Below are 15,608 nucleotides of genomic sequence, written 5' to 3'. Positions count from 1 at the left end.
GGGCCGGGCGCCCTGGGGGCAAGAGCCGCCCGGGGTCAGCGCGGGGGGCCGACGATGATCTGGCCGTAGGCGTCAGCTGCTTCGGCCAGGCGCTCCGGGGAGATCTGGAAGCCCTCGGGCCGGGGTGTGGACAGATCGCGTCCTGCGTGGCGGAACATGCCCTCGATGCCGCCAGGGGTGCAGATCATCAGCAGGTCGGCGGTGTCGGAGGTGATCCGGTAGCCGTGCGGGACGTTCTTGGGGAGATAGACGATGCCGCCTTCGGAGAGTTCCCATTCCTCGCCGTCGGACCACACCAGGGCTTCGCCCTTGAGCAGCATGAAGACCTCGTCCTCACGGGTGTGCAGGTGATACGGCGGCGCCTCGCCCTTGTTGACGGCGAATCGGCCGACGGTCAGTTGGCCGTCGGTGGCCGCGCTGTCCAGCAGAACGGAGAAGACTCCGCCGTCGAGCCATTCGAGCTTCTGCTGCTCATCGGGCTGCGCAAGGTAGGCCATGCTCATGAGGGCGTCCATTCGAGGGGATCAGGGCGATGACGGGCTGACGCGTTCGGCCGTCCCGCCCCGAAATGATCGCACTCGGCGGCCTGCTCGGGCGGATCCGTGTCCCCATGACCGCCGTCCCGCCCCGTTCCGCGGCCCCGCGCCGCAGAGCGGCACCCCCTGCATGATCCGTCCGACGGCCCCTAAGCTTTCGCCGTGAACGACACCACACATGGCATACAGATCAGACCGGGCAGCCTGGCCGACGCACCAGCCATTCTCGACATGCTCGACGCGGCAGTGGCCTGGATGAACGCTCGCGGCAACACCGAGCAGTGGGGCACGACACCGTATTCGCGGCGGCCCGGCGGAGTGGCACGGGTCGAGCGGTACACGACGGAGAACGCCCCCTACATCGCGGAGTTGGACGGAAGACCGGCCGGAGCCCTGGTGCTGGGTTCCGGACCCAACCCACAGGTGCCGATCGCGCCGGCCGGCGAACCCGAGCGGTATGTGCGGCTGCTGGTCTCCGACCGCCGCTGCGCCGGTCTCGGCATCGGGGCGGCACTGCTGGCTCATGCCGCCGACGAAACCCGGCGGGCCGGTGTGGAGCTGCTGCGCGTCGACTGCTGGGCGGGCGGCGGGGGCGAACTGGTCGCGTTCTACGAGCGCAACAACTTCGAACCCACCGACCGATTCCTGTTCAAGGAGTGGCCCGGACAGGTACTGGCCCGTCGGGTCGGCTGACCACCGGATGCCCGCTAATGCCGGACGCGGACGACGAGTTTGCCCGTGGCGCGATCGTGTTCCATGTCGTCATGGGCTTGCGCCACCTGCTCCAGGCCGTCGTAGACGCGGTCCACGGGGAAGGCCAGCTGCCCTGCCGCGACCGCGTCGAGGATCTCCTGGAAGGTTTCCCGGGGCAGATCGGCGGCGTCGCCGAAGTAGCCCGCCAGGCGCACGCCTCTGGGCAGGTACTCGTTCGGGGAGAAATCCCGCACCGTCCACTGGTTGGACAGGCTGCCGCCGAAGCAGGCCGTGCCGTGCACGCGCACCGCGCGCAAAGTGTCGGGCAGGGTCGGCGTGCCGACCAGATCAAGGGCGGCGTCGACGCCGCCCGGATACAGCTCGCGCACGGCGGGCGCGACCTCGCCGGTGTCGAGCAGAGGGTGGTCGACACCGTGCTCCTTCAGCGAAGTGAGGCGATCGGCCCGCCGGGTGGTGGACAGCACCGTGGCGCCGCGCCAGGCGGCCAGAGCGGCGGCGGCCAGGCCCACCGAGGACGTTCCGCCGCGGATCAACACGGACTGACCGGGCTTCAGGTCCAGGCCGATGGTGAGCGAGCCGTTGGCGGTCTGCACCATCTCCGGCAGAGCGCCCAGCACCTCCCAGGGCAGGTCGGTGTCGACGGGGATGACCTGCGACAACGGCACCAAGGTGTATTCGGCATAGCCGCCGTCGAAGGTGCGCCCCATGTCCCCCATCATGGCGACGACCTTCTGCCCAGGAGCCAGTCCACTGCCGGCCGGTGCCGCGTCGACGGTGCCGGCGGCCTCGATACCCGGCACCCGGGGGAAACTGACACCCGTGCTCACACCCAGCCGCAGCTTCAACTCCGAGCGGTTGAGGCCGAACGCCTCGACGCGGATGCGCACCCAGCCGTCCCTCTCGGGTGGGAGAGGGAGCGTGGTCAGCCGCAGATTGTCGACGGGGCCGGGGCCGGAGAGTCGAACGGCGCGCATAGTGGTCGGCGAGGACGTCATGAGCCTGCCTTCTTCCCGAGCTAGAAGAGTCGATCAGCGGTCATCAACATGCGGCCGCTGCGGCTTCATTCCCGACTCCCCTGGGTTTCCGCCTGTTGGGACCTGCCCTCGTCCGTTCGGGCGGGACTTCGGGCCGGCCGGCCCGAGGGGCGTACTGCCGCTCTGTCGGTGCTTTGAGGTAAGAAGGGAGAATCAAACAGACCTGGTCAGAGGGGGGTTCGAGAATGGGGCCACGGAATCGGCCGTTGCGGGCGCTGGAGCACGGCAGCGAAGCGGACGCTTTCGCGGGCCTGACGGTGCCGCTGCGGGTCGCCGCATCGCTGCTGGGGATCTCGACCTACACGCTCGACAAACTGATAGCCGACGGGGTGTTCGTCGTCGAGCGCGAGGACGGTTCGCCGCAACGGGTCATCGCCCTGCCGCGAGTCCTGGCGGTCCGCCGCTGGATGCTCGACGGCTCCGCCACGCACTGAGGCAGTACGAAGACCTCGTCCACGCGGGGGCATGGTCGCCCCGGCGTCAAGGGCTCAGACGTCGTTCCGGAGCCGGTCGCGCTGGATCTGGCAGGCGAGGGCGCGACGCACGGAGGCCGATCCGGTGGCGGTGACCTGCGCGGGGAGGTCGAGGCCGCGGCTGATCTCGTCGTACGCGTTCCGGTATCCGACGGGCAGCTCTGCCCGGTGCAGCCTCAGGTCCTCTTCGACGAGGCGGCGCAGCTCGTCGACGTTCTGGGGCGTGAAGCGCTTCTTCCCCCTGGCGAGGGCGTTGACGTAGCGCGCGCTGCGGGCGGAGTCGACGGTCTCGGCGATCTCCTCGGCGAGGCCCCACAGGCGCCCTTCGAGCCACGGCACGTCGCGCTGGTCGAGGGAGAAGGTCGCCGCGGGCAGTGGGTCGCCCAACCTGTATTTCGCCACCTGCTTGGAGACGGCCGGCTGACTCATGTCGGTGAGCTGGGCAATCCTGTCCTGGGTCCAGCCGAGGTCCGCAAAGATCTTGATCATGTCGGCGCGCAGCTTCCGCATCTCCTCGCCCGCGCGGATGACCTCGTTCATGTCGGCGAGTATCCGTTCGGCCTGCGCCTCGGTCAGCCCCTCGGGGATCTGGTGCGTGTTCTCCTCGCCCGTCATGACCCGGTTATATACCCTGAGCACCAGGCCGTCATAACCGGGTTGTATAACGTGGTTATAAGTGCCAGGATCCACGGCATGCCCACCTTCTCCGCACATGACGGAACCCAGCTCTCCTACCGCGTCCTCGGGGACGGCGACCCGGTCGTCTGCATCCCCGGCGGTCCCACCGACTCCCGCTACCTCGGCGATCTCGGCGGCCTGTCCGGGCACCGCAAGCTGATCTTCCTGGACCTCCGCGGCACCGGCGGGTCGGCCGTTCCGCAGGACCCCTCCTCCTACCGCTGCGACCGTCTCGTCGACGACGTCGAGGCGCTGCGCGAGCACCTCGGACTCGGCAGGACGGATCTGCTCGGCCACTCCGCCGGCGCGAACATCGCGACGCAGTACGTGGCCCGGTTCCCGGAGAACGTCGGCAGACTCGCCCTGATCGGCCCTGGCACCCGAGCTGTCGGGGTGGACATCAGCGGGGAGACGCGCCGCGAGCTCGCGCAGCGGCGGAAGAACGAGCCGTGGTTCCCGGCGGCCTTCGCCGCGTTGGAGGCGATCACCGAAGGTACCGGCAGCGACTGGGAAGCCATTGCTCCGTTCTTCTGCGGCCGGTGGGATGCCGCGGCGCAGAAGCACTATGCGGCCGGCCGGCCGAGCAACCAGGACGCCGTCGCCGGCTTCGCCGCCGAGGGCGCCTTCAGCCCGGAGGCCACGCGTGCGGCGCTCGCCACCTGCGACGTCCCGGTCCTGTTGCTCGGCGGCGAGTTCGACCTGAACAGCCCTCCTCGGCCGGTGGCGGAATTTGCGGCACTGTTCCCCGACGCCACCCTCGCGGTGCAGCCGGGGGCGGGCCACTGTCCCTGGCTCGACGACCCCGACCGGTTCGTGGCGACCACTGCCGCGTTCCTGAGTTGAAGCACCGGCCGGAAGTGCTACCGGATCACGCCTCGACCGTGCTCCCTTGGCCCTGATGCGGGATCCGCCCGCAGACCAGGTTGCCGGGCTCGGCAGGGTCGTCACTGATCCAGAACTGGGACCACAGCACGGCGAACTCCGGGCGGCTGAGGTGACCGTCACCGTCCAGGTCGAGAAGGTCGAAGACCTCGTCGGTGTCGATGCTCTGCCCGTGCCAGGTTTCGATGAGTCGGCGGTGTTCGCTGCGGGAGATCCGGCCGTCCCCGTTCTCGTCGACGGCGTCGAAGATCGCGTCGGCGGTCGCCGTGACGGACTCGCGCATGGACGGCAGCCGGTCCACGAGCACGACGAGTTCGTCGAAGTCGACACTGCCGTCGTTGTTGGCGTCGCCGACCGCCAGCAGTCCCTCCCACCAGCCCATGACGACCGCCTCCACCCGGGCGCGCAGCTCCGTCCCCGGCCCCACTCCCGGGAGTCGGCCCCAACGGACCACGAGGGCCTCGAAGTCGTCCCTTCGCAGGTAGCCGTCCCCGTCCGCATCGAACGCCGCGAACATTCCCTTGATCTTGTTCCGCTGGAACACGCTGGCCATGAACAGCCCTCCCTCACGCCGAACCACAAGAACGCCATCGCACCAGGCGATCCGCCATGCATGGTTCAACGAACGATCACGCCCTAGGAAACGACAGCCGCAACGGAGGTGACGTCGACGGGATGTACGGCCGGCTCGGCGATCAGGGACGGCAGATGCGCAGGACGAGCTCCTCCCAGCCCTGAGCCATGCGCTCCTCGACGCGGAGGGCAGCGTCGGCGTGCTCCGGCGCGGACAAGTACAGCAGGAACGGGCCTTCCAGCGCGGCCGTGAGCTGCACTGCGAGCAGGTCGAGATCGGTGACGCCGAGGTCGGCCAGCCCCAGCAGCATGCGGATGCGGACCTGGGAGATCGTCCCGTCCCCGGCCGCGATCGGCCGGGTGCCGTCCAGGGCGGCGCGGGCGATGTCGTAGTGCCCGAGCTGGAAGGCGATCCGGGCCCGGCCGTAGGCGATCAGGCGGGCGGTCGGCGCGGCGCCCGGGCCCAAGGGGGCCGGCCCGGCCAGTACCTGTTCCTGGAAGGACCGCTCGTCGTCGTCCAGGAGCGCGTGGAAGATGCCCGCGCGGCTGCCGAACCGGCGGAACACCGTGCCCTTGCCCAGCCCCGCCCGTTCGGCCAGACCGTCCATGGTCACGGCCTGCCGCTGATGGTCGCCATCATCGGCGGTCCCATGGGCCGCTTCGCACCCCACGTCGACCTCACGGTCGCGAGGTGATTCCCGGGGTCCGGGAACTGCTGGCTGCTCCTCCGGACCGGCCTCTTCCGTCCGAGCAGCACGCGACCGTGAAGAGCACGACCGTGAAGAGCACGGGCTGAGCCGCGGGAGCCGTCAGGAAGCATCAGGAGGGCAGCGGCAGATCGGAGAGGATGTCGCTCAGGTCAGCGGAAGCCTCATGATCGTCAGGTCGAGCCACCGGCCGAACTTGGTGCCGGCCTCCGGCACGGTGCCCACGTGGCGGAAGCCGAACCGTTCGTGCAGCCGAATCGAGGCGGTGTTGCGCGCCTCGATGTCGGCGATCATCACGTGATGGCCGGTCTCGCGCGCCGAGGCGATGAGGGCCGTCATCAGAGCTGAGCCGATGCCGAGCCCGTGAGCGTCCTCGCGGACATAGACCGAGTTCCCCACCGTGTGGCGATATCCGTCCTTCGGCCGCCATGGTTCGTAGACCGCGAAGCCCGCGACCCCGCCCGCCTTCTCGGCCACGAACGCCGAGCCCCGCTCCAGGTGAACGGCGAGCCAGGCGGCTCCTTCGGCCGGGGTCTGCAGCGTCGTGGTCCACAGGGCCGTCGAGTGCTCGATCGCCTGGTTGCGGATGGCGAGAACGGCTTCCGCGTCCTTGGTCTGTGCCGGGCGGATCGTCACCGATCCAGAGTTCTCGTATATTGGATCCATGTCCAATATAGTAGACCCACTGGTGAGGCAGATCGCAGCTCGTATCCACACCGAACGGAACCGGCGGCAGTGGACCCTGGCGCAACTCGCCGCCGCCTCCGGTGTGTCCCGCGCCATGATCAACCGGATCGAGCGCGGAGAGAGCAGCCCCACCGCTGTGGTCCTGGGCAAACTGTCCGCCGCCTTCCAGCTCAGTGTCTCCTCCCTGCTGGCGCTCGCCGAAGGCGCGGCCGGCGAGAGCGGGGAGGCGACCGCGGGCGTGCGCCGCTCGGCCGACGCCGTGGAGTGGCGCGATCCGGCCACCGGGTACCGCCGGCGCCAGATCACCGGGCCGCACTTCCCCGCCGAGATCGCCGACGTCCGACTGCCCGCCGGTGCCCGCGTGCCGTATCCGGCCGCGGCCTTCGTCTTCATCCGGCAGGTCGTCTGGGTGCTGGCGGGCCGGCTGACGTTCCACGAGGGCGACGCGGTGCACGAACTCGACGCGGGCGACACGATCGAACTGGGCGAGCCCGCCGCATGCGTCTTCGCCAACAACACCGAAGCCGAGTGCCGTTACGCCATCGTCCTCGCCCGGGGCGAAACGCCGTGAAGGGGATCGGCAACGCCATCGGCCGGGGGACAACGCCGGCCCCTGCCACCGGCCGGGGCCCGGAAAAGGAGCGGCGCCGTACGGGCGGAGTGCAGTAACGTGCGGCCGGCACGTCCACCGTGTCCTGCACGAACGTCCTCGCAGCAAGGAGAGAGACATGCGCCGTCATCTCGGAGCAGTCGCGTCGCCCCACGCCCTCTCTCTGCCTCCCGAGGACCACCTTGACCTCCACGCCCCTGAATCTGGGCATCCTCGCCCACGTCGACGCCGGTAAGACCAGCCTCACCGAGCGGCTGCTGTTCGAACACGGAGCCCTCGCCGCGCTCGGCAGCGTCGACAAGGGCAACACCACCACCGATACGGGCGAGCTCGAACGCGAACGCGGGATCACCATCCGCACGGCGGTGGCGCCGCTCATCATGGCCGGCCGCCACGTCAACCTAGTCGACACCCCCGGCCACCCCGACTTCATCGCGGAGGTCGAACGCGCCCTCTCCGTCCTCGACGCGGCCGTCCTCGTCGTGTCGGCGGTCGAGGGGATCCAGGCCCAGACCCGGGTCCTGATGACGTCACTCCGCCGGCTGCGCCTGCCCACACTGATCTTCGTGAACAAGATCGACCGCCGGGGCGCCCGTGAAACCGCGCTGCTGGCGGAACTGCGCCGCGCGCTGGCGCCCCGCCTCGTTCCGCTCGTGTCGACGGTCGGCGCCGGCACCCCGGCCGCCCGCGCGGTCCCGGTCCCGCTCACCGGCGAGCGGGGCGGGTCTCCGGCGGCAGAAGTACTCGCCGAGCACGACACCGCCCTGCTGTCCCGGCTCCTCGACGGTCCGCCACCCACCGAGGCGGAGATCCGCGAGCAGTTGCTCCAGCAGACGGCCGCCGCGCTGGTGCAGCCCGTCTTCTTCGGCTCGGCCCTCAGCGGAGCGGGCATCGCCGAACTCGCCGAGGGCATCGCGACCCTGCTGCCCGCAGCGCCCGCGGACGAACTGGCCCCCGCCCGCGGCACGGTGTTCGCCGTCGACCGTGCGGAAGGCGGGGAGAAGAGGGCGTACATCCGGCTGTTCTCCGGCCTGCTGCGCGACCGGCAGCGTCTCGCCCTGCACCGGGACGAGGCGGAGGGAACGCCGACCGTCACCGGGCGGATCTCCCGGCTCGACGTCGTGACCGCGAAGAGCAGCGACGACGCGCAGCGCCGGGGAGTGCTCACCCCCGGCGGGATCGCGGTCCTGCGCGGCCTCCCGGGCGTCCGGGTCGGCGACCGCGTCGGTGCGGCCCGCGGCGACCGGCCGGCTGCCCGGCTCGCCCCGCCGGGACTGGAGGCCGTCGTACGTGCGAGCCACCCCGGGCAACGCGGCGCCCTGCACGCCGCGCTGAGCGCGCTTGCCGACGAAGACCCGTTCATCAGGACGCGAACCGCCTCCGACGGGACGCTCTCGCTGCTGTTGCACGGGGCGGTCCAACGCGAGGTCCTCGCGGACCGCCTCCAGCGGGAGTTCGGTATCGCGGCGGAGTTCGCCGCGGTTACGCCCGTCTACCGGGAGCGGCCGGTCGGCGCCGGCGCCGCAGTGCAGGAACTCGGCCCCGGACCGGGTGAGTTCTTCGCCACGGTCGGCCTGCGCGTCGAGGCCGCCCCCTACGGTTCGGGCGTCCGGTACGCGCGGGAGACCGAATGGGGCGCGCTGCCCCGCGCGTTCCACCGCGCCATCGAGGAGACAGTGCGCCTCGGCCTGCGGCAGGGGCTCCTCGGCTGGGAGGTCACCGACTGCACCGTCACCGTCATCCGCACGGGCTGGGCCTCCCCGATGAGTACCGCGGCCGACTTCCGCAAGCTCACGCCGATGGTGCTGATGCGCGCGCTGAACAGCGCGGGAACGCGGGTCCACGAGCCGTGCAGGGAGGTGGAGGCGGAGATCCCCGAGGACACGCTGGGACCGGTCGCCGCCAGGATCGCCGAACTCGGCGGGACCATCGGTGCCACGGAGGAGAGCGGCGACCGGTGGACCCTCCATGCCGAGCTGCCGACCGCGAGGATGCAGGAGCTCGGCGACGCCCTTCCCGGCCTCACCCGTGGAGAAGGCGCCTTGTGGTCCCGCCCCGGCACGGACCGCCCGGTACGCGGTGTCACTCCTCGCCGCCCCCGGACCGACGGCAATCCACTCGATCCGGAGGAGTACCTGCGGTTCCTCGCGGACCCTTCCCTGGCGCGGTGAAGGGTTCACAGAGCGGCGGTTGGCCCCAAAGCCCTGGGACCACAGAAAGGGGCATTGCCCTGCAATATTGCTGGATACGGCGAAATACCCCGAAGGGGACAATCGCCTCCCCGGACTCGCGCCGCCCGCCGGGGACATGGAGGACATCCGAGAAGGCTGTGAGAGATTCCTAACTCTCTCATTTGCATTCTTAGACCATTTGACACTTAAACGTGATCAGATTCGGCACTTCGTCAGGGACACTTCGACGTCGAACAAAGTGCCCCACCGCACCTTGACGAACTGAACGCCGTCCAGCCGATTTGTGCGCGAAGCGCGCCCCAGAGGGAGCTCCACGTGGTCAGCGCTTCGCGCGCACCGGTCCGTCGCCACCGCATCAGGCGACGTGCGGACATGCCCCTGCTCGGCGGAATTCGGCCGCCGGTCGCCGCGTTGCTGGTGCTCCTGCTGTCGGTGGCGGGAGCGACCGCCCTGATCCTCGGCCGTACCGACGCCTCCGGCGTCTCCCGGGCGGTCCTCGCCTCGCAGCAGCATGTGGCTGAGGACGGGGCGACCGCACTGCGTGCCTCGCTCGACGAATCCACCAGCGACCTGCAGCGCGCCGCGGCGCTGGCCAACGCGGCCGCTCCCGTCACTCCTGACGAGGTGCTCTCCACGCTCGGTGCCGTCTACCAGAAGTGGCGCGGCACAGCGGTGGTCGACCCGTCCAGCGGAGCTCTGCTGGCCGCCCGCGGCGAGAACGTTCCGCTGTCCGCCATCGACGTCAACGCCCTTCCCGAGGGACTGCCGCCACGGCTGGTCACCACCAAGTCCGGTGAGACCCGGCTGCTGGTCTTCGCGGTACTCAGCCAGCCCGCAGGAAAGCGGCTCCTGGTCGCCTCGGACACCTTGAGCGTGCCGAGCATCACCACCGGCGACGGCCGTTCGCTCATCGTTCTCAACTCCTCAGGCACCATCCTCGCCTCCGACGGACCCGACGCACGGGGCAAGGCGGCCCGGCAGCTCTCCGTCGACGCCGCCCGCACCGCCCACGGCAAGCGACCCTCCGAGACCGCCGCCTCCGGCGGATTCGACAGCCCCAGCGGCAGCCTGCTCGGTGAGACGGCCAACGGGCGCCGCACCGTCGCGGGGTACGCCTCCATCACCTCCGGGATCGACGCCAACGGCAAGACCACACAGCAGAAGGCCGCGAGCTCGGGAGAGCTCGGTCTCAGCGTCCTCACCACGGTGCAGGTCGCACAGGACGCGGCGCCGGGCAACCACCGGCTCTTCGCCGTCATCGCCGCCGGCGTGCTGCTCCTCCTGGCCGCCCTGGTCACCTGGGTGCTGTACGTCGTGCTCCAACGGCCCCTGCTGCGGCTGCACCTCGAAGCCCGCCGGCTGAGCAACAGAGAGCTGTCCCGACCCGTGGACGTGCCGCGGTTCGCCGAATCCGGCCGCATCGGGGCCGCCCTCGAGTCGATGCGCCGCGAGCTGACCGGTCAGGCGCCCGCTCCTGAGGCGCGGGGCAGGAAGGGCCTCGGCGGGACCAGGGCCGTCCTGATCGTCTGCGCCATCGTGCTGCTCTCGTGGGCCGCACCCCTGCTGTTCCTCTTCAACCGGGCCGAGCAGGTGGCCGTCGTGCCGCAGCAACTCGTCACCGACCAGCGGCAGCGCACCGAGACCGCCGCCGACCGGGTCCGCGAAGGACTCAACGAGGGGTACGCCGACGTCGCCGCCATCGCCACCGTGGTCGGTGACGGAGCCGGCGCCGAACAGGCGCACAGCGTCCTGGTGAGCACGCTCGCCGCGCATGCCCGCTACCGCTCCCTGTACGTGGTGGACAAGGACGGCACCGTCGTGGCGCGTGCCGGCGACTCCCCGCACACACCGACGGCGCTACGGACGAAGCGCGGCGTCGGCCTCGTTGACGACACCCTCAACCAACCGGTCATTGCCGCCCGGGCGCCGGTCGCGGGCAAGACCCAGCGAACGGTCGTCGGAGAGTTCGACATCCCCTACCTCGGCGCCATCATGGACCGCCCTGGCCTCGGCCGAGTGTGGCTGGTCGACACCGGCGACCGCATCGTCGCCTCCAACCAGGGATTCCGCGCCTTCGAGGGCCTGCACGCGGCCCGGCTCGAGAACCTCGCGAAATCCGCCGCCAGCAAGTCCTCCGGAGCGCTGCTGAGCAACGGCGAGCACGCACTGGCGGCCGCCGCGCCGCTCACCGGCGGTGGTGAGGCGAGCGCGCTCAAGACCTGGCATGTGGTCTCCGAGCAGCCCGCCGGCTGGCTGGACCTGCCCGAGTACGTCGCCCAGCGGCGCACCATGCTGGCCGGAATGCTGGGGCTGGCGGCGGCCGCGACCTGTCTGGGTTGGCTGCACATCGTGATCGTCCGCCCGCTGCGGGCCATGGCCGACAGCGCCGAGGCCCTCGCGCACGGAGACCGCAAGACCGTGCTGTACCCCGCCAACCACGACGAGGTCGGCTCGGTCGTCCGCAGCCTGGAACTGATCAGGCAGCAGCTCGTTGACCGGCACCGGGCCCACACCGCCCAGTTCGTCCCCGGGCAACGCGGCCCCCAGAGCCGCCGTCATCTGCGCAGGCCGCACACGTAGCACCGGCCCGCCCCGCCCGCCCAGACCTCACTGAGAAGACACCGAGACCCCTGTGCTGTTCCTCTACTGCGTCCTGCTGATCTGCTGCGCCGTGCTGCTCGTGGCCGGCGTCGTCGAGCAGCGGCGGCACTTCGTCAACCTCGACCAGATACCTACCCGGGTGTTGGTCAACGGCATCCGCGGCAAGTCCTCCATCACCCGCTTGTGCGCAGGGGCGCTGCGTGGCGGCGGCCTGGTGACCGTCGCCAAGACCACCGGGACCGCGGCCCGGTTCATCCACCCCGACGCGACCGAGGAGCCGGTCTACCGGAAATTCGGGATCGCCAACGTGGTGGAGCAGATCGGAATCGTGCGCCGGGCCGCGAGCTACCGGCCGGACGCCCTGGTCATCGAGTGCATGGCCGTCATGCCGGCGCTTCAGGAGGTCAACCAGACCAAGCTGATCCGCTCGACGATCGGCGTGCTGTGCAACGTCCGTGAGGACCATCTCGCCGAGATGGGTCCGACCCTGGACGACGTCGCACGCTCGCTGTCCCGCTCCATGCCGGTCGGCGGGATCTGCGTGACCGCCGAACGCGACCGCCTCCACATCCTCCAGGAGGAGGCCGCCGACCGGGACTGCGAACTGATTCTCGTGGAGCCGGAGACCGTCAGCGACGCCGAGCTGCGCGGGTTCTCGTGGTTCACCTTCAAGGAGAACGTGGCGATCGCTCTCAAGGTGGCCGAACTGCTCGGTGTCGATCGGGACGTTGCCCTGCAGGGGATGTACGACGCCCCGCCGGACCCGGGCGTGCTGTCGGTTGAGCGCTACGCGACGGTGGACGGCAAGCGGCTGCGCTTCGCCAATGTCTTCGCCGCCAACGACCCCGAGTCGACGCTGATGAACGTGAACCAGCTGCTGTCGCTGGGAGCGATCCACCGACCGCTGCATGTGGTGATCAACTGCCGTCCGGACCGTGTCGAGCGCAACGGTCAGATGGGATCGATCATCCCGCAGCTGGACCCCGACACCGTCTTCCTCATCGGCCACCCGACCAAGAGCGCCCGCGACGGCATCCCGGCCGGCTGGTCGGGACGCGTCGTCGATCTCGGCGGTGACCGGCGCGACCCGGCAACCCTCACCCGGGAACTGCTGGCCGAGCTCGGCCCGGAATCGTCCATGGTCGCCATCGGCAACATCCATGGCCAGGGCGAGCTGCTGCTCGAGCACCTGGCGGAACTTCCCGCGGACGTCCCGGCCGGGCCGACGGTCGCAGCGGACTCGTACGCCTACGGAGAGAACCAGTGATCCCCACCATCCTCACCCCCGAGATCGCCGCCATCGGCATCGCGCTGGGGCTTCTCTTCTCGCTGGTCTGCTATCTGACGACCAATCTCTCACCGGGCGGCATGATCACCCCGGGCTGGCTGGCACTGACCCTCATCGAGGACCTCCAGCGTGCCGCCATGGTCGTCGGCATCACGCTGCTGACCTACCTGTGCACCCGCTTGCTCCAGCGCAACGTCATCCTCTACGGCAAGCGGCTGTTCGCCGCGGTGGTGCTGACCGGCGTCGTGCTCCAGGCCGGCGTGTACCTGGTCATGCAAACGCAGTTCCCGCTGATGTACGCCAACCAGACGCTCGGTTTCATCGTGCCGGGCCTCATCGCCTACCAGCTGGAGCGGCAGCCCAAGGGCGCCACCTTGCTGTCGGTGTCCACCGTCACCCTCGCGAACTACGTGGTGCTGATGTCCGGGCTGCTGCTCGGCCTGCTGCCCAGCGCGTGATCGTCCTCCGGACAGGAGTAAGCCGATGAGCCCGAAGAAACGCCGCAGCAAGATCCGCACCGCGCTCAACACAGCAGTCCTCCTCGCCCTGCTCGCGACGAGTGGCTGGCTGACGGTGGAGATGCGGCAGCGCACCGACAACGGGCGGTTGCCCGCGCTCGGCTCGCTGCAGGCCGAGCCCACCACGCCGGACGACACCGCAGGCGCCAAGGCCGCAGCGGGCCGGATGACGTATCTGCGACTGGCCCATCCGGCGCGCACCGTGGTGCGCGACACCGACGGCGAGGTCGTGGCCACCTTCACCGACGGTGCCCGCACGGCCGTCCTCACCGGCCCCGGCCGCACCTTCGCCGAGCCGCGGACCACCCGGGCGACCGTGGTCACGGACAGCTGGGTTCGGCTGCTGCCGCGCGCCTGGGCCAAGGGCGCCGAACAGCAGAAGTGGTTCGCCAGCTGGTTCCACCAGTACCGGGGCAGTACGGCCGACGACGTCTTCGCGATCGCCCTGCAGTACGGCGACGGCGCCAAGCCGGCGAAGAACGCCCTGGGCCAGCGTTTCCGGGGGGACTCCCAGTTCGGCCCCGTGGACGTGGTGAACCAGCGCAAGGAGCAGTCCGACTTCTACGACTACCTCGGCACGAGCTGGAAGTTCAAGGACGGCCTGCGCGAGACCCCCGAGAAGAACAAGTACGGCGCCCTCGACTGTTCCGGCTTCGTCCGCATGGTCTACGGCTACCGCAGCGGCTACCTCCTGAACGCCACCGACAAGTCGACCGGCGCCGGACTGCCCCGCACCGCGAACGGCATCGCCACCGGTAAACCGGGGCTGCCGATTCTGCCGCTCGTCAAAACCGGCAACACCCGCAATCCCCTCTACTACTACGCCCGGCCCTCCTCCATCGACGCCCTGCAACCGGGCGACCTCGTCTTCTTCGAAATGGACAAGCGCACCGGGACCCGCCTCGACCACATGGCCATCTACCTCGGCCTGGACACCGACGGGCACGCCCGTTTCATCTCCAGCCGCAAGGAGGCCAACGGACCCACGCTGGGAGACCTGGGCGGGGATTCACGGCTGGACGGCGACGGCTTCTACGCCAAGTGGCTGCGCAGCGCCAAACGGATCTGACGATGTGGCGGCGCGCACCCGCCGCCAAGGATGGGACCACATGCCTCCCTGGAACCGAACTGCCGAACCGCGCCGCACGGCCCTGCTGTCCGGCCTGGCGCTGCTGGCGACGACCGCCGTCGCCCTCGCCGTCGCCGTGCTGCCCCGTTCGCACGGAACACCGTCGCCCGGCGTCACCGGAAGCCCGCCGCCGGTCGATCTGATCGACCGGATCGGCTCCTTCGTCGCCGGATTCTCCGGGACCGACGGCTATCGCACCCCCGACGCCGCCGAGCGCGCACACCTGAGCCGGGGGGTGGAACTCGTCCTGAACGGCAGGACGAGCGCGGCGCGCAAGGAACTGTCGGGTGTCGGCTTCACCGTGCGCGTCCTGCGGCTGACGGGATCGAACCGCCAGGTCGCCGAGGTGTCCGAGGAACGGTCCACGGCACGAGGCTGGGGGCGGGTCTACGTGGATCTCAGCCGCCCGGCCCGGTGGAGCGTGCAGGTGCCCCACCCGCGCTCCGACCTGCGCAGCGAGCTGATCGGAGCGGACCTGTTCAGCAGGGTGCCGGGTGGAGTCCTGGTACTCGCCGGCGCGCCGCGTGACGTCGGCCAGGGCAACGCCGCGGACGTCGCGCACCGCCGGGACACCACCTTCAACGCCGTGTGCGACATGCTCGTCGCGCGCGGCTTCCCCGCCGTCCAGGTGCACGGGTTCGCCGACGAGAGCTCACCCGGCCACGATGTCGTCGTCTCGCCGGGAGTTGCGGCCGCGAATTCCGACGTGCGGCGCGCCGCCGACCTGATCGCAGCGGCAGGACAGCGTGTGTGCCGCGTCTGGGAACAGTCGTGCGGCCGGCTCGAAGGCACGACCAACATACAGAGCGCGTCCGCCGCCGACCGCGGCGTCCCCTTCCTGCACATCGAGAACAGCCGCGGTGTGCGCGACTCCGCAGCTGCCCGCGCAGAAGTCGCCGGTGCGCTGGCCGAAGTGGCCCAGCACTGGAACCGGTAGAGGCCTCGGACGTGCGCCCCACTGGGGCGGATTCACCTCAACGGTGCCG

At 70.2% G+C, this 15,608-nt stretch carries 16 protein-coding genes; 10 read left to right on the top strand and 6 right to left on the bottom strand.

Annotated elements, in window-relative coordinates; genetic code table 11:
• Positions 1-35: 35 nt before the first annotated feature.
• On the bottom strand, positions 36-503 hold the full coding sequence (locus tag G3I60_RS02550; protein ID WP_138352332.1) for a cupin domain-containing protein: 468 nt from the start codon (positions 501-503) through the stop codon (positions 36-38).
• 195 nt (positions 504-698) lie between these two features.
• Here G3I60_RS02550 and G3I60_RS02545 point away from each other — a divergent pair, with 195 nt between their 5' ends.
• Positions 699-1,229, top strand: coding sequence for a GNAT family N-acetyltransferase (locus G3I60_RS02545; protein ID WP_138352331.1), 531 nt, complete (start codon positions 699-701; stop codon positions 1,227-1,229).
• A 14-nt stretch (positions 1,230-1,243) separates the two neighbouring features.
• Here G3I60_RS02545 and G3I60_RS02540 read toward each other — a convergent pair whose 3' ends face one another.
• Positions 1,244-2,245, bottom strand: a complete 1,002-nt coding sequence (locus G3I60_RS02540) for a zinc-binding dehydrogenase (RefSeq protein WP_239069454.1) — start codon at positions 2,243-2,245, stop codon at positions 1,244-1,246.
• Between the two features lie 224 nt (positions 2,246-2,469).
• Here G3I60_RS02540 and G3I60_RS02535 point away from each other — a divergent pair, with 224 nt between their 5' ends.
• Positions 2,470-2,718: a hypothetical protein gene (locus G3I60_RS02535; RefSeq protein WP_138352329.1), complete on the top strand. Its 249-nt coding sequence runs from the start codon at positions 2,470-2,472 to the stop codon at positions 2,716-2,718.
• 54 nt (positions 2,719-2,772) lie between these two features.
• Here the strand turns inward: G3I60_RS02535 and G3I60_RS02530 are convergent, their stop codons facing one another.
• The gene (locus tag G3I60_RS02530) at positions 2,773-3,372 is read right to left on the bottom strand and encodes a sigma-70 family RNA polymerase sigma factor (protein WP_164292410.1); all 600 of its coding nucleotides are present in this window, start codon (positions 3,370-3,372) and stop codon (positions 2,773-2,775) included.
• A gap of 78 nt (positions 3,373-3,450) precedes the next feature.
• Here G3I60_RS02530 and G3I60_RS02525 point away from each other — a divergent pair, with 78 nt between their 5' ends.
• The gene (locus G3I60_RS02525; RefSeq protein WP_164292411.1) at positions 3,451-4,278 is read left to right on the top strand and encodes an alpha/beta fold hydrolase; all 828 of its coding nucleotides are present in this window, start codon (positions 3,451-3,453) and stop codon (positions 4,276-4,278) included.
• Between the two features lie 25 nt (positions 4,279-4,303).
• Here the strand turns inward: G3I60_RS02525 and G3I60_RS02520 are convergent, their stop codons facing one another.
• The 3 genes from G3I60_RS02520 to G3I60_RS02510 form a co-directional block, all read right to left on the bottom strand.
• Entirely contained in the window at positions 4,304-4,870 is a 567-nt protein-coding gene (locus G3I60_RS02520) for an EF-hand domain-containing protein (RefSeq protein WP_164292412.1), read from the bottom strand.
• Between the two features lie 142 nt (positions 4,871-5,012).
• Positions 5,013-5,498, bottom strand: coding sequence for a TetR/AcrR family transcriptional regulator (locus G3I60_RS02515; protein WP_164292854.1), 486 nt, complete (start codon positions 5,496-5,498; stop codon positions 5,013-5,015).
• A gap of 246 nt (positions 5,499-5,744) precedes the next feature.
• Complete coding sequence (locus G3I60_RS02510) at positions 5,745-6,263, bottom strand: GNAT family N-acetyltransferase (RefSeq protein ID WP_164292413.1); 519 nt, start codon at positions 6,261-6,263, stop codon at positions 5,745-5,747.
• On the opposite strand from G3I60_RS02510, the gene G3I60_RS02505 reads away from it, so the two are divergent.
• The 7 genes from G3I60_RS02505 (at position 6,262) to G3I60_RS02475 (ending at position 15,559) form a co-directional block, all read left to right on the top strand.
• Entirely contained in the window at positions 6,262-6,855 is a 594-nt protein-coding gene (locus tag G3I60_RS02505) for an XRE family transcriptional regulator (RefSeq protein WP_138352324.1), read from the top strand. The genes G3I60_RS02510 and G3I60_RS02505 overlap by 2 nt on opposite strands.
• A 221-nt stretch (positions 6,856-7,076) precedes the next feature.
• On the top strand, positions 7,077-9,065 hold the full coding sequence (locus tag G3I60_RS02500) for a translation factor GTPase family protein (RefSeq protein WP_164606451.1): 1,989 nt from the start codon (positions 7,077-7,079) through the stop codon (positions 9,063-9,065).
• 393 nt (positions 9,066-9,458) lie between these two features.
• On the top strand, positions 9,459-11,666 hold the full coding sequence (locus tag G3I60_RS02495) for a HAMP domain-containing protein (protein ID WP_164292415.1): 2,208 nt from the start codon (positions 9,459-9,461) through the stop codon (positions 11,664-11,666).
• A gap of 52 nt (positions 11,667-11,718) precedes the next feature.
• Positions 11,719-12,954 (top strand): poly-gamma-glutamate synthase PgsB, encoded by a 1,236-nt coding sequence (pgsB, locus tag G3I60_RS02490; RefSeq protein ID WP_138352321.1) that lies wholly within the window; start codon positions 11,719-11,721, stop codon positions 12,952-12,954.
• Positions 12,951-13,433, top strand: coding sequence for a poly-gamma-glutamate biosynthesis protein PgsC/CapC (locus G3I60_RS02485; protein WP_138352320.1), 483 nt, complete (start codon positions 12,951-12,953; stop codon positions 13,431-13,433). Before pgsB ends, G3I60_RS02485 begins: the two co-directional genes overlap by 4 nt.
• Positions 13,434-13,458: 25 nt before the next feature.
• Entirely contained in the window at positions 13,459-14,562 is a 1,104-nt protein-coding gene (locus G3I60_RS02480) for an NlpC/P60 family protein (RefSeq protein WP_164292416.1), read from the top strand.
• Positions 14,563-14,602: 40 nt separating this feature from the next.
• Entirely contained in the window at positions 14,603-15,559 is a 957-nt protein-coding gene (locus G3I60_RS02475) for a hypothetical protein (RefSeq protein WP_164292417.1), read from the top strand.
• The last annotated feature ends 49 nt before the right edge of the window (positions 15,560-15,608 follow it).

The sequence above is a fragment of the Streptomyces sp. SID13666 genome (genome assembly GCF_010548325.1).
Classification (GTDB): Bacteria; Actinomycetota; Actinomycetes; order Streptomycetales; family Streptomycetaceae; genus Actinacidiphila; species Actinacidiphila fildesensis.
This window is presented reverse-complemented; position numbering and strand designations above follow the sequence as displayed.